This is a genomic window from Micromonospora terminaliae, from assembly GCF_009671205.1.
GTDB lineage: Bacteria > Actinomycetota > Actinomycetes > Mycobacteriales > Micromonosporaceae > Micromonospora > Micromonospora terminaliae.
Window position 1 is genome coordinate 6,324,829 of record NZ_CP045309.1, and the last position, 22,168, is coordinate 6,346,996.

Genomic DNA, 22,168 nt, shown 5'->3' on the forward strand with positions numbered 1-22,168 from the left:
CGTGGCGCGGGTCAGAGGCCCAGGGCGGCCGCGATCTCTCGGCGGAGGGCCGTCACCGCCGTTTGCGCTCGGTGGCGGGCCGACGGGACGTCGCCCCCGGTGACCGGTTCCACCACCTCCAGGTACGCCTTGAGCTTCGGTTCGGTGCCGGAGGGGCGGATCACCACCCGGGCGGTGTCGGTGCGCAGGATCACCACGTCCGACTCGGGGAGCAGGTCGGACACCTCGGTGACCGGGTGCCCGAGCAGCGCGGCCGGGGTGGCCGCCCGGATCCGGGTCATCATCTCGGCGATCAGGCGCAGGTCGTCCACCCGGACCGAGAGCTGATCGGTGTGGTGCACGCCGAACTCGGCGGCCAGCTCGTCGAGCCGGTCGGTCAGCGTCCGGCCCTGGGCCTTCAGGCCGGCGGCCAGCTCGGCGACGGTCAGCGCGGCCGTGATGCCGTCCTTGTCCCGGACGTGCTCCGGCGCGACGCAGTAGCCGAGCGCCTCCTCGTAGCCGAAGACCAGGGGCTCCCGGCCGCCACCGGCCCGGACGATCCACTTGAACCCGGTCAGCGTCTCGTCATAGGGCAGCCCGCGGGCCGCGGCCATGGCCCGCAGCAGGGACGAGGAGACGATCGTGGTGGCGTAGAGGCCGGTGACCCCACGCCGCATCAGGTGGTCGGCGAGCAGCGCGCCCACCTCGTCGCCGCGCAGCATCCGCCAGCTTCCGTCCGCCGGCACGGCCACCGCGCACCGGTCCGCGTCCGGGTCGTTGGCGATGGCGATGTCCGCGCCGGTGCTGCCGGCCAGCGCGACCAGCTTGTCGACCGCGCCCGGCTCCTCCGGGTTGGGGAAGTTGACCGTCGGAAAGTCGGGGTCCGGCTCGGCCTGCTCGGGCACCACGCCGGGCGTCGCGAATCCGGCACGCGCGAACGCGGCGGTCAGCACCGCGGCGCCCACCCCGTGCAACGGCGTGTACGCCACCTTCAGGTCCCGCGGGCCGGCCGGGTCGACCACGGCAGCGGCCCACTCCACGTACCCGGTGACCAGGTCGTCGCCGAGCACCTGGCCCGGCGGGCCCAGCGGCACCTCGGCCAGCGGGCCGACCGCCCGGATGGCCGCCTCGATGCCGGCGTCGGCCGGCGGCACGATCTGCGCGCCCGCGCCCAGCTCACCACCGAGCTGCGCGCCCAGGTAGACCTTGTAGCCGTTGTCCTGCGGGGGGTTGTGGCTGGCCGTCACCATCACGCCGGCCACCGCCCCGAGGTGCCGCACCGCGAAGGCCAGCACCGGGGTGGGCAGCGGGCGGGGCAGCAGCAGCGCGGGGCGACCCGCGCCGGTGGCCACCTGGGCGGTGCGCTCGGCGAAGGCCCGCGAGCCGCGCCGGGCGTCGTACCCGATCACCAGCGGGCCCTCGCCGCCCTGGGCCGCGAGCCAGCCGACGAGCCCGGCGGCGGCCTGGGTGACCACGGCGAGGTTCATGCCGTTCGGGCCGGCGCGCAGCGGGCCGCGCAGCCCGGCGGTGCCGAAGGTCAGCGGGCCGGCGAACCGGTCGGCCAGCTCGGGCGCGCTGCCCGGCAGCCCGGCGAGGACGGCGCGCAGCTCGTCCTGGTCGGCCGGGTCGGGGTCGTCGTCGAGCCAGCGCTCGGCCCGGGCGCGAAGGTCGTCAAGGTCAGTGGTGTCCGCCGCCATTGCCTCATGAAAGCATGGCGGCGGATCACCACCGGCCGTCGGCCTCGACTCAGTTGGCTCCGGTGAACTGGAACGACCGCGCCATCGCGTCGAAGATCGGCTTGCTGGCCGCGAAGTCGGCCTCGTTCGCGGTCAGGTAGAACGAGTAGACCTTGCCGTCCTGCACCACGCCGCGCCACATGCCGTGCCGCTTCGCGTCGCCGTCGCCGCAGGTGTACTCGAACTCCGCGGCGGCCTTGCCGGCGAGCGTCGGCTCGCTCATCGCCAACTGCTCGTAGGGCTTGGCGCACGACTTGCTCTTGTCGCGCAGGTTGCGGGAGGCGAACTCGGCCCAGCTGACGGACGTGCCGCTCCACTCCTCGGCGAGGATGCGCACCTTGCGGCCCTCGGTGTCCGGGTCGACGAAATCGACGAACACTCCGCCGGTCTTGCGGTCCCAGCCCTTCGGCACCTGCACGTTGACGCCCTTGACCTGCTGCGCCTGCATCTCCACCGGCGGGGCCTCGGCCGACGTCGAGGGCAGCGTGCCCACGATCGGCGGGGGCGCGTCGTCGCCGCCGCTGGTCAGCGCGATCACGCTGACCAGGAGCAGCACGGCCACGCCACCGGCGGCGGCGAGCTGGACCTTGCGCGGCCAGCTCTTGACCCGGCTGACGAGCCGGCCACCGGCACCCTTGGCCCGGCCGACCGTGCCGCCGCCGGCCGGCGGGGCACCCGGTGCCGTCGTCCACGGCTGACCGGTGCCCGGCACCGACCACTGATTGCCGCCGTGGACCGGCTGGGTGGCGTCGGCGCCACGCCCGTAGACGGGCTGGGTGGCGTCCGGGTGGCCGGTGGGGACCCGCTGGGTGGCGTCCGGCGCGGCGGTGGGACCGAGCCGCTGGGTGGCGTCCGGCGCCGCGCCCGGCCCGGACATCGCCCCGGTCGGGGTGTGCAGCGGCCCGGCCAGCGCGTCGGCGCTGGTCTCGTCGAGCGCGGCGCCACCGGCCAGCGCGGACTCCGGCCGCTCCCCGCGGCGCAGCGCGGCGAGCCGGTCGGTGAGCGACTCGCCGGGCCCGATCATCGCCCGGCCGCCGATCTGGCCGCCGGGCTTCGGTTCGGGAGTGATGATCGCCGGCGGCGTCGCCGGCCGCTGGACCGGAACCACGGCGTACGGGTCGGTGACCGAGTTGACCGCCGTGGCGGTGCTGGTCAGCGGGCCGGCGAGCAGCTCGCGCAGCATGCCCCGGGCGGTGTGCACGTCCAGGCGGCGGGCCGGGTCCTTCTCCAGCAGGCCCATCAGCACCCGGGTCAGCGGGCCGCTGCGCTGTGGAGTGGCCGGTGGGTCCTCGACCACTGCGTGCATGGTCTCGATCGGGTCGCCCTTGTCGAACGGGGGGCGCCCCTCCACGGCGGTGTAGAGCGTCACGCCGAGCGAGAAGAGGTCGCTGGGCGGGCCGAAATCCTGGCCCATGGCCCGCTCGGGGGAGATGAAGTGCGGCGAGCCGAGCACCATGCCGGGCGTGGTGAGCTGCACGTCGGTGGGCATCCGGGCCACGCCGAAGTCGGTGAGCACGCACCGGCCGTCGGTGCAGATCAGCACGTTGGCGGGCTTGACGTCGCGGTGCAGCACGCCGATGGCGTGCGCCACCTCCAGCGCGCCGAGCAGGGCGATGCCGATCTTGGCGACCGCCCGGGGCGCGACCGGCCCGTCCTCGATCACCATGTCGGCCAGGCTGCGCGCGTCCAGCAGCTCCATCACGATCCACGGGCGGCCACCCTCGGTGACCACGTCGTAGACCTGGACCACGGCGGGGTGCTGGATCGCGGCGGCGGCGCGGGCCTCGCGGAGGGTCCGCTCGTACAGCGCGTCGCGGTCGCTGGGGGCGAGCCCCGGCGGGAGGACGACCTCCTTCACGGCCACGTCGCGGCGCAGCAGGGTGTCTGTCGCGCGCCAGACCGTGCCCATGCCGCCGTTGCCCACGGGCGAGCGCAGCGAGTAGCGACCACCGATGGTGGTGCCGGGTGCTGCGCGTCCAGTGGGGGGACTTGCGGGTCCGCCGCTCCACGTCGGGATCTGAGTCACAGAAAAGCCACCGGGGGATATCGAGGGGGCTGGGACACAACCCCCCTATCTTGCTGGTTCCGACGCCCGATGCGAAACCCGACGCGGCGGACGTTTACCTACTCGACCGTATGTGGCCAGGTACTCACCTCTGGTCCAGGCACGCCGTCGTGGTGTGCGGTATCCCTCACCCAACGATCGGCGACCGCGTCCTACCATCCGGTAATGAGCGAAGCGCGGTCAAGCGAGTCGGGTTTCCCGATCAAGGGCGTCTACACGGCGGCCGACCTTCCGGAGGACCTGGACTCCCGGCTGGGCGGCCCGGGTGAGTACCCGTACACCCGCGGGGTCTACCCGACGATGTACACCTCCCGGCCGTGGACGATGCGGCAGTACGCCGGCTTCGGCACCGCCACGGAGAGCAACGCCCGCTACCACCAGCTGCTGCGCGCCGGCACCATGGGCCTCTCCGTCGCGTTCGACCTGCCCACCCAGATGGGGTACGACTCCGACGACCCGATCGCGCACGGCGAGGTGGGCAAGGTCGGTGTGGCCATCGACTCCATCGAGGACATGCGGACGCTCTTCGACGGCATCCCGCTGGACAAGGTCTCCACGTCGATGACCATCAACGCGCCCGGCTCGGTGCTGCTCCTGCTCTACCAGCTCGTGGCGGAGGAGTCCGGGGTGCCGGGCGCGGCGCTCAACGGCACCATCCAGAACGACATCCTGAAGGAGTACATCGCCCGGGGCACGTACATCTTCCCGCCGAAGCCCTCGCTGCGGCTCGTCGCCGACACCTTCGCGTACTGCCGCGCCGAGGTGCCGAAGTGGAACACCATCTCCATCTCCGGCTACCACATGGCGGAGGCCGGCGCGTCGCCCGCGCAGGAGATCGCGTTCACGCTGGCCAACGGCGTGGAGTACGTCCGGGCGGCGCTCGCCGCCGGGCTGGCCGTCGACGACTTCGCGCCCCGGCTGTCGTTCTTCTTCGTGGCCCGCACGACCCTGCTCGAGGAGGTCGCCAAGTTCCGGGCGGCCCGGCGCATCTGGGCCCGGCTCATGCGCGACGAGTTCGGGGCGAAGAACCCGAAGTCGATGATGCTGCGGTTCCACACCCAGACCGCGGGTGTGCAGCTCACCGCGCAGCAGCCGGAGGTGAACCTGGTCCGGGTGGCGGTGCAGGGCCTCGGCGCGGTCCTCGGCGGCACCCAGTCGCTGCACACCAACAGCTTCGACGAGGCGATCGCGCTGCCCACCGAGAAGGCGGCCCGGCTGGCCCTGCGCACCCAGCAGGTGCTGGCCTACGAGACGGACCTGACCGCCACCGTCGACCCGTTCGCCGGGTCGTACGTGGTGGAGGCCATGACCGCCGAGCTGGAGACGGCCGCCGACGAGCTGATGCAGCGGGTCTTCGACCACGGTTCGGCGGTCGACGCCATCGAGGCCGGCTTCCAGAAGCGGGAGATCGAGCAGTCCGCGTACCGGATCGCCCAGGAGATCGACTCGGGCGAGCGGGTGGTGGTCGGGCTCAACCGGTTCCAGATCGACGAGGAGGAGCCGTACGAGCCGCTGCGCGTGGACCCGGCCATCGAGGTCGGCCAGGCCGAGCGGCTCGCGAAGCTGCGGGCCCAGCGGGACTCCGGGGCGGTCGAGCGCGCGCTGGCCGAGCTGCGCGCCGCGGCCGAGGGCAACGCCAACGTGCTCTACCCGATGCGGGAGGCGCTGCGCGTTCGGGCCACCGTCGGTGAGGTGTGCGGGACGCTGCGCGACGTGTGGGGGATCTACCGGCCGAGCGACCGGTTCTAACTCCTCGACGGCGGCCCCGCCGGCACCCCGTCGGGTGTCGGGCGCGGGCCGCCGTCGCGTTCCCGACGGGCTCTGACCTGGGCGTACGTTCCGCAGGCGGCGTACAGTCGATGGTCTCCCCACACGCGGTGGGGCGGTGACGGCTCGGCGCGGATCCTTCCCGGGCGACGCCGCCCGGGCACCGCTCCTTCGACCGTCGGGCAGCGTGGCCGCAGCCGGCCCGCGTGTGCGGATGGGGATTGCGGGTAACCCGGTCGGGGAACGGGACGGACAGCCAGTGCGGTCGCACTCGGGGGCGGCATGTCACCGTCAGGAGTCGCCCGACAGCCGACCGTTGACGCGCAATCGCCCGACCGGCAGTTAATTGTCGCGACTAATGCGACAATTCGGAACGACGGCCCGGTATTTGGTGACCGTTGAATCGGTTACGCGTTGTAGGAGGTGTGGGGCAGATGACGGCGTTCGACCGCGATCTACCTGCTGTCCCGCAGATATTCGGGCCCTCTCACCAGGGCATTCGTGACGCTACGCGGTCCGACCGCTACGCGAAAGATGTTGCGCAGCGTCACCGCCGGAGGTCTAGGCTGTCTGCTGTTCTCCCCGATGATCCATCCATCTCTAGTGATCGAGAATTCGACGTGACGAGTGCGATGACGCTGCCCTCCGGCAGCCAGCTGGCGTCGTCCTGGCCGGAGGCGCCGACCGGGTCCCAGCCCCTGCCCCTGGAGCTCGACCATCTGCTCGCGCTGCGCGTACCCGGCCTCATCGCCACCCGCCGTCACATCCACTCCCACCCGGAGCTGTCGGGCGAAGAGTTCGAGACGGCCGCCCTGGTCCACCGTGAGCTCTCCCTCGCCGGGCTGAAGCCGCGCCTGCTGCCCAAGGGCAACGGCGTCATCTGCGACATCGACGGGCGCCCGGACGGCCCGGTGATCGCCCTCCGCGCCGACATCGACGCGCTGCCGCTGAGCGACCCGAAGGACGTGCCGTACCGGTCGACCGTCGAGGGCGTCTGCCACGCCTGCGGCCACGACGTGCACACCACCGTGATGCTCGGCGTGGGCATGCTGCTCGCCCAGCTCGCCGACCTCGGCCAGCTCGACGGCCGGGTGCGGCTCATCTTCCAGCCCGCCGAGGAGATCCTGCCCTGCGGCTCGCTGGAGGTCATCGAGGCCGGCGGCCTGGACGACGTCGTGCAGATCTTCGCGGTGCACTGCGACCCGAACCTGCCGGTCGGCAAGGTCGGCCTGCGGGTCGGCCCGATCACGGCCGCCGCCGACAACGTCACCGTGCGGCTCACCGGCCCCGGCGGGCACACCGCCCGCCCGCACCTGACCGTCGACCTGGTCGACGCGCTCGGCCGGCTGGTCACCGAGGTGCCGACCCTGGTCAGCCGCCGGGTGCCGGCCAACAGCGGGCTGCTGCTCGTGTTCGGCCACGCCTCGGCCGGCACCCGCTACAACGTCATCCCCTCCGAGGCCTGCGCCGCCGGCACCCTGCGGGTGATGGACCGGGACACCTGGGACCAGGCCCCGAAGATCGTGGCCCAGGTGGTGCGGGACGTCCTCGCACCCACCGGCGCCACCGTCGACCTCGAGTACCTGCGCGGCCGCCCGCCGGTCACCAACGACGCCCGGGCCATCGGCGTGCTCACCGCCGCCACCGCGGCCGCCCTCGGGCCCGAGGGCATCGCCGAGACGCCGCAGAGCATGGGCGGCGAGGACTTCTCCTGGTACCTGGAGCACGTGCCCGGCGCGCTCGCCCGCCTCGGCGTCGGCCGGAACGGGCCCAACGTGGACCTGCACCGGGCCTCGTTCGACGTGGACGAGCGCGCCATCCCGGTCGGCGTACGCCTCATGGTCCAGACCGCGCTGCGGGCACTGGCGGCGGCCCGCTAGGCACCGGGCCGTCCGGCGCCGCCGGGGCGCCCGGGGGCGTACGGCGACCGCGCCGACGGGCCAGGGCCAGCACGAGCCCCACCGGCACGCCGATCGCCACCACGAAGGGCAGCACCGCACCCAGCACGGTGAGCGCCACCTGCAGCGTGCCCAGGAACGCCGACCAGCCGCCGCGCAACCCGGTCAGGAAGCCGAGATCCTCTTCCTCGACCGCCGCGGCCTCCGGGCCGAGGAAGGTCACCGTGATGGTGGAGAGCGCGGTCAGGTCGTCGAGGCGCCGCTTCTTCGCCTCCAGCGAGGCGAGGTCCGCCTCCCGGCGGCCCACCTCGTTCTCCAGCGTGACCAGGTCGGTGATCGAGGTGGCCCGGGCCAGCAGGCGCCGGGCGCTGTCCACCCGCGCCCGCTGGGTGGCGATCCGGGCGTCCAGGTCGACGGTCTCCTCGGTGACGTCCTCGGTCCGCACCTCGCGCCGTTCCTGCTCGCCCAGCCGGGTCAACGCCTCCAGCACGGTCGTGAACCGTGCCGCCGGCACGCGCAGGGTCAGCTCGGCCCGGGCATCCGCGGAGTCGCTGTTGCGCTGGTCGCCACCGACGAAGCCGCCGGCCGCCGTCACCGCCGTGCTCGCCTCGCGGGCCGCTCGCTCCACGTCGTCCACCCGTACCTGGAGCGTTCCGGTGTAGATGATCGCCCGCTGGTCGACCCGCAGGTCCGCGCCGCCCGCACCGGACTGCGCCTTCTGCGGCGCGTCCTGGTCCCGCGCCCCCGCGTCCCCGCCCGCGGCGTCCCCGCCCGCCACCGCCGGCGGCTGCGCGGCCGAGCCCGTGTTGTCGGTCCCCCCACCGTCCGAGCTGCACGCCCCGGCGGCCAGCACCACCAGCAGTCCGGCCGCCGCGAGCCCCCGGCGGCGACTGTCCCGTATCCTCATGTCCGCGCTCCGATCCTTCGACGGCCCCGCTGCGGGACCGATACGTCGGACGCGACGCGACACCGCGCCGGTTCCGGCAGACTGCGCTGAGGACGTCACGATTCGATAATCGAGGAGTCACGATGCAGCTCACCAAGTACGCCCACTCCTGCATGCGGCTGGAGCACGACGGAGGAGTGCTGGTCGTGGACCCCGGGGTCTTCAGTGATCCGGCGGCGCTGGACGGGGCGGACGCCGTGCTCATCACCCACGAGCACCCGGACCATGTGAACGTCGAGGCGCTGACCCGGGCGCTGTCCCGGCGGCCGGCCCGGGTCTACGGGCCGGGCTCGCTCGCCAAGGTCCTCGGCGACGCCGCCGAGGCGCTGACCGTGGTCACGCCCGGCGAATCGTTCACCGCGGCCGGGGTGGCGGTCCGCGCCTACGGCGGCCAGCACGCGGTCATCCACCCGGACATCCCCGTCGTCCCGAACCTGGGCTACCTCATCAACGACGTCGTCTACCACCCGGGCGACGCGCTCGTCGTCCCCGACGAGGTGCAGGTCGACACCCTCTTCGCCCCGATCCACGCGCCCTGGTCGAAGTTCTCCGAGGTGGTCGACTTCATCCGGGCGGTGGCACCGCGGCGGGCGTTCGCGCTGCACGACGCGCTGCTCAACGACAACGGCTTCGGTGTGCTCGACCGGCAGTACACCGCGCTGTCGAAGACCGAGTACCGGCGCCTGGAACCGGGCACCCGGATCGACGCCTGAGCACGGATGGCCGGTCCACCCCCCGACCTGGTCCAGCGGCTCTACGCGACGCCGCCGGACCGGTTCGTCGCGGCCCGGGACGCCGCGGTCACCGAGGCGCGCCAGGCCGGTGACCCGAAGGGCGCCCGGGAGATCGGCAAGCTCCGCCGGCCCACCGTCGCCGCCTGGCTGGTCAACCTGCTCGCCATCCGCCGGCCGGAGCTGGTCGCCGACCTGGCGCAGCTCGCCGAGTCGCTCCGCGCGGCGCAGCGCGACCTGCGCGGCGGCAAGCTCCGCGAACTCTCCGCGCAGCGCCGGGCCGTCGTGGGCGCGCTCGTCGCCGAGGTACGCAAGCTGGCCGCCGCCGAGCCGGCCGCCCCGCCGGTCGGGAAGCTGCCGCTCGGTGAGGTCGAGGCCACGTTGAACGCCGCGCTCTCCGACACCGAGGTGGCGGAACAGGTACGCGCCGGCCGGCTGCTGCGGTCCACCCACTACGCCGGGTTCGGCGAGGTGCCCCGGCCGCAGCTGCGCCTGGTCACCGGTGGTGGCGAGGAGGAGCCCGCCGTACCCGACCGGGCGGCCGAGCGCGCCGAGAGCCGCCGGACGCGCGACCAGCGGGCCGCCGAGCGGGCGGCCCGGGCCGAGCGGGCGAAGCGCCGCCGGGCCGTGGAACGCGAGCTGGCGAAGGCCCGGGAGGACCAGGAACGGGCCGAGACGGAGCTGGGCGAGGCCACCGACGCGGAACGGGACGGGGTGACGACGCTGGACCGGATCGAGACCGAGCTGGCCGAGCTGGAACGCCGCCGCGCCGTGGCCGAGCAGGAACTGAGCCGGGCCAAGCTGGCCCGCCGCGGCGCGGAACGGTCGCTCACCGCGGCCCGCCGGCGCACCGGTGAGGTGGAGGCCGCCTTGGAGGCGCTGGACGCCGAAGAGGAGGATGCCGCGGAGGGTGGTCCCGAGGCAGACTGACCGTGATGAATGACCACGGTGGACGGACGGTGGAGGGCCGCCGATGACCCCGGAGCAGGTCGCCGCGGCCAGCAAGCCGCTGGTGCTGGAGCTCGGGGAGGCGTTCTCCCGCTGCCCGTCGACGCTGCGCCGGGCCCGGCTGCTCGGCATCTCCGGCTGGGCCTTCTACATCACCGGCCGGGCCGGCGCGCTGGGCGACGTCCGCGCCGAGACCGTCGCCGCCGCGCTCGGGTTCATCGCCCCGGAGGCCGTCGCCGACGGCTGGGACGCGGCCGTGCGCACCGTCCCGCCCCTGGAGGTGGCCGGCGCGAACCTGGCCGAGTGCTGCCGGTGGGGCGCGACCAACCTGGGCGACGCCCCGGAGACGTCCCGCCTCGCCGGGCTGCTGCGGCGGGTGGTCGACGCGGCCGACAGCAGCGGGATGCCGCTCTTCGCCGCCTGGCGGGCCATGCCGGTCGACGACCCCGCGCCCGGCGCCGAGGCGGCCGTCGCGCTGCTGCTGCTCCGCGAGCACTTCGCGGGGGCGTACCTGCTGGCCGTGCGGGCCGCCGGCATGACACCGCTGGAGGCGGTGCTGGCCGGGCCGGAGGGGGACGCCGGGGCGGCCGCGTGCGGCTGGTCACCGCCGTACCCGCCGGTGGGGCCCCTGGTGCGCCGGCGGCTCTGGGCCGAGGCGGTGACCGACCGGCTGGTGTCCCCGGCGTTCCGGGCGCTCGGCCCCGGCGAGGGCGCCGAACTGCTGAACCTGCTCACCGCCGCGCGGCTGCACGTCCGCGGCGGCGGATAAATGGGGAGCGCGGCCCCCGGGGTGGCTGCCAGGATCTGGCGCGTGACGATCCCCGCCGGCTGGACCGCCCGCCGCCCCACCCTCGACGACGTGCCCGCGATCCTCACGGTGGTGCACGCCGCCGACACCTTCGCCGTCGGCTACCCCGACTTCGATGCGGAGGACGTGCGGGACGCCCTGACCGCGCCCTTCGTCGACATGGCCCGCGACTCGTGGCTGGTCACCGACCCGGACGGCGTCGCCGTCGGCTGGACGATCCTGAGCAACCCGACCGGGGTGGGCCGGGAGTTCGTCGAGGTCTACGTCGACCCGGACCGGGGCGCGGACCTGCGCGCTTCGCTGCTGGCCCGGCTCCTCGACCGGGTTGCCGAGCGGGCCGCCGAGCGCGGCCTGCCGGCCCTCACCGCCCGGACCGCCGTCTTCGCGCCGGAGACCCGCTGGGCGGAGGAGCTGGTCGAGGCCGGCTTCACCCGGCTCAAGCGCTACATCCGGATGACCCGTTCCCTCGCCGACCTGCCCGCCGAGCCGGCGCTCCCGGCCGGGGTGACGATCCGGCCGCTGCGCGCCGACGACGAGGCCGACCTGCGGCTGTTCCACCGGATCTTCGACACCGCGTTCCGGGACACCCCGGACTACGAGCCCGTCGACTTCGACGCGTGGCGCGAGCAGCTCCCGTCGTACGGCAAGGTCTGGGACGAGTGGTTCCTGGCCGAGGTCGACGGGGAGCCGGCCGGCGCGCTCCAGTCCTCCGACCAGGCGCTGGACCAGGACATGGGCTGGGTCCGGACGCTGTCCGTGCTGCCCGCCCACCGCCGGCGCGGGGTGGGGGCCGCGCTGCTGCGCCGGGCCTTCGCCGGCTACGCCGCCAAGGGCCGGGTCGAGGCCGGTCTCGGCGTGGACCTCGCCAACCCCACCACCCCGGTCACCCTCTACCGCTCGGTCGGGCTGACCGAGGCGCGCTGGACCGACATGTACGAGCGCAGCGTCCCCGCCGCGGGTGTGTGATACGCGACCCGGCGCGGGGCCGCCGCCCGCCCGGGCAGAGCGCCGGAGCAGACTGAACGGGTGGGAGACGCGCTACGCGGACGCGGTGCCGGTGGGGCGGGACCGCAGCTCGGTGACGTAGTCGTCCGGCGCGCCCGCCTTCTCGGCCGCGTTCGCGATCTCCGACAGGTACCACGACGTCGGCAGGCCGCCCTCGTAACCGTCGAAGACGTAGACCCAGGCGGTCACGTCACCGTCGAGCGTCGAGACGCGGACGGTCAGCTTCCGGTACGTCCCCGAGGTCACACCCTCGATCTCGTCGAGCTGGGCCGCGTCGTACGGGTGGATGTCGTAGAGCGCCACGAAGACCCGGTCACCCGGCGACTCGACGACCGTGCTGACCGAGCCCTCCCAGCCGATGACGTCCTCGCCCGCGAAGGTGAGCCGCCACCCCTCCAGCCAGCCGGTGTCCACCATCGGCGAATGCGGACAGTAGGCACGCATGCGGGCGGGGTCCAGGTTTGAGCCGTAAGCGGCGTAAAGACGCACGGCGATGACGATAGCCCGGCCGACGGGTGGGGGAGAATACGACGGTGCGTGTCGAGCGCGACGGCGAGAAGAAAGTCACTGTGAGCATTGATCGGGGGCGAGCGCGGTGAGCGCGAGGAGTGCAGCGGAGCGGAGCCCCGCAGGCGCGAGCGAAAGGACGGCTCAGTGAGCCAGATCGTGATCATCGGCGGAGGGCCGGCCGGGTACGAGGCGGCGCTGGTCGCCGCCCAGCTGGACGCTGATGTCACCGTGGTCGAGGCGGAGGGGGCCGGCGGCGCCTGCGTCCTGTCCGACTGCGTGCCGTCCAAGACCTTCATCGCCAGCTCCGAGGTGGTCACCGGCTACCGGGACACCGAGGAGTTCGGGGTGCACTCCGACGGGCTGGAGGCCGTCACGGTCGACGCCCGGGCGGTGCACGAGCGGGTCAAGCGGCTCGCCCTGGCCCAGTCCGCCGACATCCACGCCAAGCTGGTCAAGGCCGGCGTCGAGTTCGTCGCCGGCTCCGCCCGGCTCGGCGAGGACACGCTCGGTCACACCCACCGGGTGATCGTCACCCCGGCCGACGGCGGCGCCGAGTACTCGATCGCGGCCACGACCGTGCTGATCGCCACCGGCTCCACCCCGCGCCAGCTCCCCACCGCCGTGCCCGACGGCGAGCGCATCCTCACCTGGCGCCAGGTGTACGACCTGCGGGAACTGCCCGAGCACCTGATCGTGGTCGGCTCCGGCGTGACCGGCGCCGAGTTCGCCAGCGCCTACCTGGCCATGGGTGTCGAGGTCACCCTGGTCTCCAGCCGGGACCGGGTCATGCCGCACGAGGACGCCGACGCCGCGTCCGCGATCGAGCGGGTGTTCCGGAACCGGGGCATGACCATCCTCAACAACTCCCGGGCCGAGGCGGTCCGCCGGATCGGCGACGGCGTCGAGGTCACGCTCGCCGACGGCCGGGTGGTGGCCGGCTCGCACGCGCTCATCGCGGTCGGCTCGATCCCCAACACCGCCGACCTGGGCCTCGCCGAGTACGGCGTCGAGCTGGCCCGGGGCGGCTACGTCACGGTCGACCGGGTCTCCCGGACCAACGTCCCCGGCATCTACGCGGCCGGCGACTGCACAGGGGTGCTGCTGCTGGCCAGCGTCGCCGCCATGCAGGGCCGGATCGCCATGTGGCACGCGCTCGGCGAGGCGGTCCGGCCGCTGCGGCTGCGTACCGTCGCGGCGAACGTCTTCACCGACCCCGAGCTGGCCACCGTCGGCGTCTCGCAGAACGAGGTCGACGCCGGCAAGGTCCCGGCCCGTCAGGTGATGCTGCCGCTCTCCGGCAACGCCCGGGCGAAGATGGACGACCTGGCCGACGGCTTCGTGAAGCTGTTCTGCCGGCCGGCCAGCGGGCAGGTGATCGGCGGTGTGGTGGTCGCGCCGAAGGCCAGCGAGCTGATCCTGCCGATCACCATGGCCGTGGAGAACAACCTCACCGTCAACGAGCTGGCCCAGACCATCACCATCTACCCGAGCCTGTCCGGCTCGATCACCGAGGCCGCCCGCCAGCTCATGCTCCACGAGCTGGAGTGACCTCGCCGATCATGGAGTTGTGGCACCCAGTTGATGCCGGTGCGCGCCTTTCGTTCGGTGCCACGACTCCATGATCGCGGCGGGCGGGGTGGCGGAGCAGGGTGCCGGCGACCACCGCGAGCAGGGCGACCTCGGCGAGGATGAGCAGGCGCTCGACGAGGCCGATCAGCTCCCGGTCGCCCGGGTAGGCGGACCAGATCATGGCCGCGGCCAGCACGAGGCTGGTCAGGGCCAGGCCGCGCACCCACCCGGCGGCCCGCCCGCCGAGCCGCGGGGCGAGCAGCCAGCCGGCGACGGGCAGGGCCAGGAAGGCCACCACCGAGGCGTACCGGTGCACGTAGGCGGCGGTGTCCATGGGCAGGCCCGGCTCGTTGGTGGGCACCAGCGCGGCGGCCAGCAGACCGCCCGACCAGGCCACCAGCAGCGCTCCCGCGAATCGGCCCGTGCCGGCCCGGCGCAGCGCCGGCAGGAGTACGACGGTGGCCGCGGCCAGCACCGCCATGGCCGTGTCGATGACGCCGCCCCGGTCGGAGACGGCGAAGTCGCTGACGGTAAGCGACCAGGGATCCAGGTTGTCGTTCACTTCCAGGTGACCGAGGACGGCGAGGACCGCCGCCAGGGCGATCCCGCCAAGGGCCAGCAGACCGCTGCTCCGGGTTCCAGGCATGCCTCAGCCTGTCGCCGGAACCGCCCGAAACGGATCGGGGACCACCACCCACTTCGCCCCCGGGGTCGCCCCCTACAGGCCACGGGTCGTCAGTGAGTGGCCGTCGGCTCCTCGACCGTGATCTCGGCCTCGGTGCGGGAGTGGCGGGCGCTGATCACCGTCATGGCCCAGCCCGCCGCAGCAAACCCGGCCGCCGCCGCCCCGCCGATGAGCAACAGCCGCCACGCCGACTCGGTCAGCGCGGCGCCGCCCAAATGGCCGACCAGCGTCCCGTACGCGGCCCAGCACGTGGCCGCCGCGGCCTCGTAGGGGACGAAGAGGCGGTACGGGTAGCGGCTGCGCCCGGCCGAGAAGCAGGCCGCCATCCGGCCACCGGGCACGAAGCGGCAGAGCAGGATCACCAGTGGCCCCGGTTCGCGCAGTCCCCGGGTGACCCGGGCGGCGGCCCGGCGGGCCCGGCCCGGCGCGGTGTGCCGGGGCTCGCGGCGGGTCGGGGCGGTGCGCCCCAGCAGGTAGCAGGCGAGGTCGCCGGCGAAGACGCCGAGCGCCCCGACGGCGATGGTCAGCGGCAGGCTGAGCCCGCCGTAGACGGTCAGCGCCCCGCTGGTGATCATGACGACCTGGGTGGGCACCACCGGCACGAAGGCGTCGGCGACCAGCAGGGTGAGCAGCACCGCGTACGCCCAGGTGGGCGACGCGACGTCAGAGATGAGTTCGGCCACGACCGCCACCTCGCCGGAGTTCCCCGTTCGACCGCACCGAGCCTGACGGCGTGTCGGCCGTCACCGCGGACGGCCCTGCCCCGCGGTGACGGCCGACACCCGCAGGCCACTCGTGTTCAACGAGGCGGCGCCATGGAATGTGACGACCCGTCGCGGCCGCGTCGGCCGCCGGGCCGGGCGGCGGATCGCCCGTCCGCGGCGTACCGTTGTCGGCGCGCGGCTCCGGAGACGTCGGGTCCCCCGTTCCCGACGTCCGGGCCGCCGCGGGTCGCCGGCAGGTCCCGTGCCGGCGACCCGCCCCCACCGCACCACCGCCGGGTGCGTCGCGAAATCCAGGTGCCTCCGCCGTGCCGCCGCGCGTACCGTCGCCGCATGCGCAGCGCGGTGAGGACCACGACGCCGGGTGTTCCCGGCGCGCCGCACTGACGTTTCCGTCGACGAGGCCCCGGGGCGATCCGCTCCGGGGCCTCGCGGCGTTCCGGCTCAGCTCGCCTCCGGGTCGTACCCGATCAAGGAGAGCGACATGATCGACCACCGCAGGCTCGGCCGGGACCTGGAGCTGTTCGTCTCCGACCCCCTCGCGGGCGCCGGGCTGCCCATCTGGCTGCCGGCCGGCGCCGCCGCCCGGCACGCCGTCGAGGAGTACGTGCGGGAGCTGGAGCGCCGGGCCGGCTACCGGCACGTCTACTCGCCGCCGCTGGGCAAACGGGAGCTGTTCGAGCTCTCCGGTCACCTCGGCTACTTCGCCGACGACATGTTCCCGCCCATGCGGCTGAGCGCCGACGACGAGTTCGTGCTGCGGCCCGCGCTGTGCCCGCATCACGCGCTGGTGTTCCGCGCCCGGGGCCGCTCCTACCGGGAGCTGCCGCTGCGGGTCGCCGAGATCGGCGGGATGTACCGGGCGGAGCGCTCGGGGGTGCTGGGCGGGCTGTCCCGGGTGCGGGCCATCTCGCTCAACGACGCGCACAACTTCTGCGCGCTGGAGCAGGTCGGCGACGAGGTGCGCGAGATCCTCCGGCTGATCCGCGAGGCGCACGCGGCGCTCGGCGTGCGACCCGCCGGCTTCCGGCTGTCGCTGCGCGGGCCGGGGGAGAAGTACGTCGGTGCCGACGCCGACTGGGCGCGGGCCGAGGAACTGCTGCGTGCCGCGCTCGACGGGGTGGACTACGACGAGGGCCCGGGCGAGGCCGCCTTCTACGGCCCGAAGATCGACATCCAGATCGTGGACGCGGCCGGCCGGGAGTCGACCATCTCCACCGTTCAGCTCGACTTCGACAAGCCGGAACGGTTCGACCTGTCGTACACCGACGCGGACGGGCGCCGGAAGCGGCCGGTCATGGTGCACCGGAGCCTGGTCGGCAGCATGGAGCGGCTCTTCGCGTACCTCATCGAGGTGCACGCCGGCGCCTTCCCGGCCTGGTACGCCCCCGTGCAGCTGGTGGTGCTGCCGGTCGACGACGGGCAGGCCGACGCGGCCGTGGACCTGTGCGGCCGGGCGGAGGCGGCCGGGCTGCGGGCCGAGGTCGACCTGGCCGGCTCGCTGGGCGCCCGGATCCGCGACGCGTCCCGGCGCAAGGTGCCGTACGTCGGGGTGGTCGGCCGCCGGGAGGCCGCCGACGGGTCGGTGGCCCTGCGCCTGCGGGACGGGCGCGGCCTCGACCCGCTGCCGGCGGCCGGCGCGCTCGCCCTGATCGGCGCGGTGGTGGCCGCCCGCTCGGCCGACCTGCTCCCGGCCGGCTGAGGGCGGGCGGGCCGTCCCGGCCGGGTCGCCGCTCGTGGCGTTCACGTCAGCGCCCGGCCGGCGCGGCCGCCGGCCTACCGGGCGGCCCGCCACCGGGTCGTCCGGGCGGCCCGCCGTTCGGCGATCCGGGCGGCCCGCCCGCCGGCAGCGGTGCGGCGGCCTCCTCGTCGATCGCCGCACCCGTGAACTGCGACCGGTAGAGCTGGGCGTACGCGCCGTTCGCGGCGATCAGTTCGTCGTGCGTGCCCTGCTCCACGATCCGGCCCTGGTCCATCATGAGGATCAGGTCGGCGTCGCGGATGGTGGAGAGCCGGTGCGCGATGACGAAGCTGGTCCGCTCGGTGCGCAGCGCCGCCATGGCCCGCTGGAGCAGCACCTCGGTACGGGTGTCGACCGAGCTCGTCGCCTCGTCGAGGATGAGTAGCGACGGTTCGGCGAGAAACGCCCGGGCGATGGTGATGAGCTGCTTCTCGCCGGCGCTGACGTTGCTGCCCTCCTCGTCGATCACGGTGTCGTAGCCGTCGGGGAGGCTGCGCACGAACCGGTCCACGAAGGTGGCCCGGGCCGCCGCCAGGATCTCCTCCTCGCTGGCGGTCGGCCGCCCGTACGCGATGTTGTCCCGGATGGTGCCGCCGAAGAGCCAGGTGTCCTGGAGCACCATGCCGATCTTGCTGCGCAGCTCGTCCCGGCGCATGGAGCGGATGTCGATCCCGTCCAGGGTGATCCGGCCGGCGTCCAGCTCGTAGAACCGCATGACCAGGTTGACCAGGGTGGTCTTGCCGGCGCCGGTCGGGCCGACGATGGCCACCGTGTGCCCGGGCTCCGCCACCAGCGAGAGGTCGTCGATCAGCGGCTTGTCCGGGTCGTACCGGAAGGAGACGTGCTCGAACTCGACCCGGCCGGTGACCCGGGGCGGGGCGGGCCGGTCGGGGGCCTGCTCCTCGGCGTCGAGCACCTCGAAGACCCGCTCGGCCGAGGCCACCCCGGACTGGAGCAGGTTGGCCATCGAGGCGATCTGGGTCAGCGGCTGGGTGAACTGCCGGGAGTACTGGATGAAGGCCTGCACGTCGCCGAGGCTCATCGACCCGGAGGCCACCCGCAGGCCGCCGACCACGGCGATCGCGACGTAGCTGAGGTTCCCCACGAACATCATCGCCGGCATGATGATCCCGGAGATGAACTGGGCGCCGAAGCTGGCCCGGAACAGCTCGTCGTTCTTGGCCGCGAAGGCCGCCTGCGCCTCGCGCTGCCGGCCGAAGACCTTGACCAGCTCGTGGCCGGTGTACGTCTCCTCGATGATGCCGTTCAGCTCACCGGTGTGCCGCCACTGCGCGATGAACCGGCGCTGCGACCGCTTGGCGATCTGCTGCGTGACGAGCACCGACAGCGGCACGGCCACCAGGGCGACCAGGGCCAGCAGCGGTGAGATCCAGACCATCATGGCCAGTACGCCGACCACCGTGAGCAGGGCGGTGAGCAGTTGGCTGAGCGTCTGCGACAGGGTCTGCGAGATGTTGTCGATGTCGTTGGTGACCCGGCTCAGCAGCTCGCCCCGGGGCTGCTTGTCGAAGTAGGGCAGCGGCAGCCGGTTGAGCTTCTCCTCCACGTCGGCGCGCAGCCGCAGCACGGTGCGCTGCACCACCCCGTTGAGCAGCCAGCCCTGCCACCACGAGAGCAGGCTGGCACCCAGGTAGAGAGCGAGCGCCAGGGTGAGCGTGCGGCCCAGCGCCGTGAAGTCGATGCCCGTCCCGGGCACCACGTCCATCCGGGCCAGCATGTCGGCGAAGTTCTCGTTGCCGGCGGCCCGGGCCGCGGCCACCGCCTGCTCCTGGGTGGTGCCGGCGGGGATCTGCCGGCCCACCACACCGGCGAAGATGAGGTCGGTGGCGTGCCCGAGGATCTTCGGCCCGATCACGCTCGCCCCGACGCTGGCCACCGCCAGCGTGATGATCGCGGTCAGCGAGAACCGGTGCGGCCGCAGGCGGCCCAGCAGCCGGCGGGCCGACGGCCCGAAGTTCATCGACTTCTCCGCCGGCATGGCGGCGCCCATCCACGGCGGCCCGCCGCCACCGCGCCGCGCGGCCGCCGCCGGCAGCCGCTGTGGCGTGCCGCCCTCGGCGCCGGCCTTCGGTGCCGGCTTCTGCCCCGGTACGGCGGTCATGCGGTCACCTCCGCCGTCTGCTGGGACGCCACGATCTCGGCGTACGTCGGGCAGGTCACCAGCAGTTCCTCGTGTCGTCCCATCCCGACGACGCCCCCGTCCTCGAGCACGATGATCTGGTCGGCGTCGACGATCGTGGAGACCCGCTGGGCCACGATCACCACCACCGCGTCCGCGGTGACCGGTTTCAGCGCGGCCCGCAGCCGGGCGTCCGTGCCGAGGTCGAGCGCGGAGAAGGAGTCGTCGAAGAGGTAGATCTCCGGTTTGCGTACCAGCGCGCGGGCGATGGCGAGCCGTTGCCGCTGGCCGCCGGACACGTTCGTGCCGCCCTGCGCGATCGGCGCGTCCAGCCCGCCCGGCATCTCCGCGACGAAGTCCCGGGCCTGGGCGATCTCCAGGGCGGCCCACAGTTCGGCGTCGGTCGCCTCCGGGTTGCCGTAGCGGAGGTTGCTGGCCACGGTGCCGCTGAACAGGTACGGCCGCTGCGGCACCAGCCCGATCCGGCGCCACACCTCGTCGGGTTCCAGCAGCCGGACGTCCACCCCGTCGACCAGCACGGCGCCGGCGGTCGGGTCGACCAGCCGGGGGATCAGGGTGAGCAGCGTCGTCTTGCCGGCGCCGGTGGCGCCGATGATGGCCGTGGTCCGCCCGGGACTGGCCCGGAACGAGATGTCGTGCAGCACGGGCGCGCTCGCCCCGGGGTACTGGAAGGAGACCCGGCGCAACTCCAGTTCCGCGCGGCGGGTCATCGCGATCATCGGCTCGGCCGGGGGCACCACCGACGACCGGGTGTCGAGCACCTCGACGATCCGCTCGGAGCACACCGCTGCGCGGGGCACCATCATGAGCATGAAGGTGGCCATCATGACCGCCATGAGGATCTGCATCAGGTACTGCAGGAAGGCGGTGAGCGCGCCGACCTGGATCTGACGGGAGTCCACCCGTTCGGCGCCGAACCAGAGCACCGCGACGCTGGAGACGTTGAGCACCAGCATCACCACCGGGAAGATCAGCGCCTGGAGCCGGCCGATCCGCAGGGCGGTCGCCGTCAGGTCGGTGTTCGCCACCCGGAAGCGCTCCGTCTCGTACGGCTCGCGGACGAAGGCCCGGACCACCCGGATGCCGGTGATCTGCTCGCGCAGCACCCGGTTGACCGTGTCGATCCGGGTCTGCATGAGCCGGAAGCCCGGAACCATCCGCCGGGTGATGAGGCCCAGCGCGACCGCCAGCACGGGGACGCAGACCAGCATCAGCCAGGAGAGCCCCACGTCCTCCTGGAGCGCCATCACCACGCCGCCGACGCTCATGATCGGCGCGGCGACCAGCATGGTGCAGCTCATCAGCACGAGCATCTGCACCTGCTGCACGTCGTTGGTGTTCCGGGTGATCAGCGAGGGCGCCCCGAACCGGGCAACCTCGCGGGCGGAGAAGGTGTTGACGTGCGCGAAGATGCCGGCCCGGACGTCCCGGCCGAAGCCCATGGCGGTCTTCGCGCCGAGGTAGACCGCGATGATCGAGCAGGCGATCTGGAGCAGGCTGACGAGCAGCATCACGCCGCCCGTACGCATGATCTGGTCGGTGTCGCCGAGGGCCACGCCCCGGTCGATGATGTCGGCGTTGAGGCTCGGCAGATAGAGCGACGCCATCGTGCCGACGAACTGGAAGGCCACCACCGCGGCCAGCAACCGCCGGTACGGGCGCAGGTGGGTACGGAGCAGGCGGATCAGCACGGACGGCTCCCCGATGGGTCTTCGGTGTCGGACTCGCTGTCCCGGTTCAACCGGCGAAGGTCCCCATCGGACATGCTCGTGATGATTTCCGTGAGGAACTCCCGGATGACGGCCTGCTTCGCCGGGTCCGCGTCGACCGAGGTCAGGGGCCGGTTGCTGTGGATCAGGTCGATGATCGCGACGGCGTGTTCCCGGCCCTTGTCGGTCAGGCTGAGCTGGACGGTGCGCCGGTCGTCGGGGTCGCGGCGCCGGGCCACGAAACCGTCGCGTTCCAGGGTGTCGACGATGCCGGTGAGGGTGGCCGGCCGGACGAAGCACCGCTCGGCCATCTCCCGGTGGGTGCTGTCGCCGGCCCGTAGGAGGACGAGCAGCACCCGCATGCCGGCGGAGGTGAGCCCGTGGTGCTCGGCGAGGTAGCGGCCCCAGCGCTGCTCGACGAGGTGCCCGGCGATCGAGACGAGCCGGCCGAGTGGCGCGTGCTGGAGCGCGTCGGGGAAGCGGACGAGCGGTCCCATGTTCACGGGCGTTAGATTAGCCCCCGAACGGTAAGGCCCCAAACTATTTACGCCGTCAGCCGAACGCCGGCCCGGCGGCTATCTTGTCAATGGCAAGTTAGAGTGGTGCGCATGACCCAGTCCCGCGCCTACCACCACGGCGATCTGCGCCGCGCCCTGCTCGACGCGGCGGTGGAGGTGATGGCCGAGTCCGGACCGGCCGCGCTGAGCCTCCGCGACCTGGCCCGCCGGGCCGGCGTCTCGCACGCCGCCCCTGCCCACCACTTCGGTGACAAGGCCGGGCTGCTCACCGCGCTGGCCGCACAGGGATTCGCGCTGCTGGCCGAGGCGCTGCGCGACGCCGGCGACGACCTGATCGACACCGGGGTCGCGTACGTGGGGTTCGCGGTCCGGCACCGGGCGCACTTCGAGGTGATGTTCCGCCCGGACCTCTACCGGGCCGACGACCCGGAGGTGGCGGCCGCCCGCACCCGGGCCGGCGAGCTGCTGCGCACCGGCGTGGCCCGGCGCACCGGGCGGGGGCCGGACGTCGACGCGCTCGCGGCCTGGTCGATCGTGCACGGCTTCGCCACGCTCTGGAACTCCGGCGCCCTGCCGCCCCGGGTCGGCGCCGACCCCGAGGCCGCCGCCCGCACCGTGATCAGCCGGCTCTTCCCCTGACGGCCGGACCCCCGTCCGCTGCGGCGAGGGC

The 22,168-nt window shown here is 73.6% G+C and carries 18 protein-coding genes; 9 read left to right on the forward strand and 9 right to left on the reverse strand.

All coding sequences use genetic code 11. The features are described 5' to 3' along the window. Positions 1-11: 11 nt before the first annotated feature. A complete protein-coding gene (locus GCE86_RS29485) occupies positions 12-1,676 on the reverse strand; it encodes a phospho-sugar mutase (RefSeq protein WP_154229928.1) in 1,665 nt (554 codons plus the stop codon). Positions 1,677-1,725: 49 nt separating this feature from the next. Beyond that, positions 1,726-3,741: a serine/threonine-protein kinase gene (locus tag GCE86_RS29490; protein WP_154229929.1), complete on the reverse strand. Its 2,016-nt coding sequence runs from the start codon at positions 3,739-3,741 to the stop codon at positions 1,726-1,728. Positions 3,742-3,945: 204 nt separating this feature from the next. Between GCE86_RS29490 and GCE86_RS29495 the strand changes: the two genes are divergently transcribed. Both GCE86_RS29495 and GCE86_RS29500 read left to right on the forward strand, forming a co-directional pair. Continuing rightward, positions 3,946-5,529 (forward strand): acyl-CoA mutase large subunit family protein, encoded by a 1,584-nt coding sequence (locus GCE86_RS29495; protein WP_154229930.1) that lies wholly within the window; start codon positions 3,946-3,948, stop codon positions 5,527-5,529. Between the two features lie 638 nt (positions 5,530-6,167). After that, the gene (locus GCE86_RS29500) at positions 6,168-7,427 is read left to right on the forward strand and encodes an amidohydrolase (protein WP_154229931.1); all 1,260 of its coding nucleotides are present in this window, start codon (positions 6,168-6,170) and stop codon (positions 7,425-7,427) included. Here GCE86_RS29500 and GCE86_RS29505 read toward each other — a convergent pair. After that, a complete protein-coding gene (locus tag GCE86_RS29505) occupies positions 7,384-8,352 on the reverse strand; it encodes a DUF4349 domain-containing protein (RefSeq protein ID WP_154229932.1) in 969 nt (322 codons plus the stop codon). The genes GCE86_RS29500 and GCE86_RS29505 overlap by 44 nt on opposite strands. Positions 8,353-8,474: 122 nt before the next feature. Here GCE86_RS29505 and GCE86_RS29510 point away from each other — a divergent pair, with 122 nt between their 5' ends. From GCE86_RS29510 to GCE86_RS29525, 4 genes are read left to right on the forward strand one after another with little or no spacing between them, the layout of a single operon-like run. Further along, positions 8,475-9,104: an MBL fold metallo-hydrolase gene (locus GCE86_RS29510; RefSeq protein ID WP_154229933.1), complete on the forward strand. Its 630-nt coding sequence runs from the start codon at positions 8,475-8,477 to the stop codon at positions 9,102-9,104. 6 nt (positions 9,105-9,110) lie between these two features. Then, on the forward strand, positions 9,111-10,052 hold the full coding sequence (locus tag GCE86_RS29515; protein ID WP_154229934.1) for a hypothetical protein: 942 nt from the start codon (positions 9,111-9,113) through the stop codon (positions 10,050-10,052). A 43-nt stretch (positions 10,053-10,095) separates the two neighbouring features. Continuing rightward, positions 10,096-10,839, forward strand: coding sequence for an SCO6745 family protein (locus GCE86_RS29520; protein ID WP_154229935.1), 744 nt, complete (start codon positions 10,096-10,098; stop codon positions 10,837-10,839). A gap of 42 nt (positions 10,840-10,881) precedes the next feature. Further along, the gene (locus GCE86_RS29525; protein WP_154229936.1) at positions 10,882-11,844 is read left to right on the forward strand and encodes a GNAT family N-acetyltransferase; all 963 of its coding nucleotides are present in this window, start codon (positions 10,882-10,884) and stop codon (positions 11,842-11,844) included. Positions 11,845-11,916: 72 nt separating this feature from the next. Here the strand turns inward: GCE86_RS29525 and GCE86_RS29530 are convergent, their stop codons facing one another. Further along, positions 11,917-12,372, reverse strand: coding sequence for a gamma-glutamylcyclotransferase (locus tag GCE86_RS29530; protein ID WP_154229937.1), 456 nt, complete (start codon positions 12,370-12,372; stop codon positions 11,917-11,919). A gap of 165 nt (positions 12,373-12,537) precedes the next feature. On the opposite strand from GCE86_RS29530, the gene GCE86_RS29535 reads away from it, so the two are divergent. Further along, positions 12,538-13,941, forward strand: coding sequence for an NAD(P)H-quinone dehydrogenase (locus GCE86_RS29535; RefSeq protein WP_154229938.1), 1,404 nt, complete (start codon positions 12,538-12,540; stop codon positions 13,939-13,941). Here GCE86_RS29535 and GCE86_RS29540 read toward each other — a convergent pair. Continuing rightward, positions 13,919-14,608 (reverse strand): DUF998 domain-containing protein, encoded by a 690-nt coding sequence (locus GCE86_RS29540; RefSeq protein ID WP_154229939.1) that lies wholly within the window; start codon positions 14,606-14,608, stop codon positions 13,919-13,921. The genes GCE86_RS29535 and GCE86_RS29540 overlap by 23 nt on opposite strands. Before the next feature lie 89 nt (positions 14,609-14,697). Next, positions 14,698-15,330 carry a DedA family protein gene (locus GCE86_RS29545; protein ID WP_154229940.1) on the reverse strand — a complete coding sequence of 211 codons (633 nt, stop codon included), beginning with the start codon at positions 15,328-15,330 and terminating at the stop codon, positions 14,698-14,700. 523 nt (positions 15,331-15,853) lie between these two features. Between GCE86_RS29545 and thrS the strand changes: the two genes are divergently transcribed. Continuing rightward, positions 15,854-17,071 (forward strand): threonine--tRNA ligase, encoded by a 1,218-nt coding sequence (thrS, locus tag GCE86_RS29550; RefSeq protein ID WP_204341691.1) that lies wholly within the window; start codon positions 15,854-15,856, stop codon positions 17,069-17,071. Between the two features lie 46 nt (positions 17,072-17,117). On the opposite strand, the gene GCE86_RS29555 is transcribed toward thrS, so the two are convergent. Genes GCE86_RS29555 through GCE86_RS29565 form a run of 3 tightly spaced genes read right to left on the reverse strand, consistent with a single transcriptional unit; the run spans position 17,118 to position 21,477 of the window. Then, positions 17,118-19,232: an ABC transporter ATP-binding protein gene (locus GCE86_RS29555; protein WP_154229942.1), complete on the reverse strand. Its 2,115-nt coding sequence runs from the start codon at positions 19,230-19,232 to the stop codon at positions 17,118-17,120. Then, entirely contained in the window at positions 19,229-20,962 is a 1,734-nt protein-coding gene (locus GCE86_RS29560; RefSeq protein WP_154229943.1) for an ABC transporter ATP-binding protein, read from the reverse strand. The genes GCE86_RS29555 and GCE86_RS29560 overlap by 4 nt, the downstream gene beginning before the upstream one ends. Next, positions 20,956-21,477, reverse strand: a complete 522-nt coding sequence (locus tag GCE86_RS29565) for a MarR family winged helix-turn-helix transcriptional regulator (protein WP_154230724.1) — start codon at positions 21,475-21,477, stop codon at positions 20,956-20,958. The genes GCE86_RS29560 and GCE86_RS29565 overlap by 7 nt, the downstream gene beginning before the upstream one ends. 111 nt (positions 21,478-21,588) lie before the next feature. On the opposite strand from GCE86_RS29565, the gene GCE86_RS29570 reads away from it, so the two are divergent. Continuing rightward, complete coding sequence (locus GCE86_RS29570; RefSeq protein ID WP_154229944.1) at positions 21,589-22,137, forward strand: TetR/AcrR family transcriptional regulator; 549 nt, start codon at positions 21,589-21,591, stop codon at positions 22,135-22,137. Positions 22,138-22,168 lie beyond the last annotated feature (31 nt).

What these genes read in the sequence shown, in the direction of transcription:
- GCE86_RS29485 (WP_154229928.1), bottom strand. Translation starts at nt 1,676, where the DNA reads ATGGCGGCGGACACCACTGACCTTGACGACCTTCGCGCCCGGGCCGAG.
- GCE86_RS29495 (WP_154229930.1), top strand. Translation starts at nt 3,946, where the DNA reads ATGAGCGAAGCGCGGTCAAGCGAGTCGGGTTTCCCGATCAAGGGCGTC.
- GCE86_RS29505 (WP_154229932.1), bottom strand. Translation starts at nt 8,352, where the DNA reads ATGAGGATACGGGACAGTCGCCGCCGGGGGCTCGCGGCGGCCGGACTG.
- GCE86_RS29510 (WP_154229933.1), top strand. Translation starts at nt 8,475, where the DNA reads ATGCAGCTCACCAAGTACGCCCACTCCTGCATGCGGCTGGAGCACGAC.
- GCE86_RS29515 (WP_154229934.1), top strand. Translation starts at nt 9,111, where the DNA reads ATGGCCGGTCCACCCCCCGACCTGGTCCAGCGGCTCTACGCGACGCCG.
- GCE86_RS29520 (WP_154229935.1), top strand. Translation starts at nt 10,096, where the DNA reads ATGACCCCGGAGCAGGTCGCCGCGGCCAGCAAGCCGCTGGTGCTGGAG.
- GCE86_RS29540 (WP_154229939.1), bottom strand. Translation starts at nt 14,608, where the DNA reads ATGCCTGGAACCCGGAGCAGCGGTCTGCTGGCCCTTGGCGGGATCGCC.
- thrS (WP_204341691.1), top strand. Translation starts at nt 15,854, where the DNA reads ATGATCGACCACCGCAGGCTCGGCCGGGACCTGGAGCTGTTCGTCTCC.
- GCE86_RS29555 (WP_154229942.1), bottom strand. Translation starts at nt 19,232, where the DNA reads ATGACCGCCGTACCGGGGCAGAAGCCGGCACCGAAGGCCGGCGCCGAG.
- GCE86_RS29565 (WP_154230724.1), bottom strand. Translation starts at nt 21,477, where the DNA reads ATGGGACCGCTCGTCCGCTTCCCCGACGCGCTCCAGCACGCGCCACTC.
- GCE86_RS29570 (WP_154229944.1), top strand. Translation starts at nt 21,589, where the DNA reads ATGACCCAGTCCCGCGCCTACCACCACGGCGATCTGCGCCGCGCCCTG.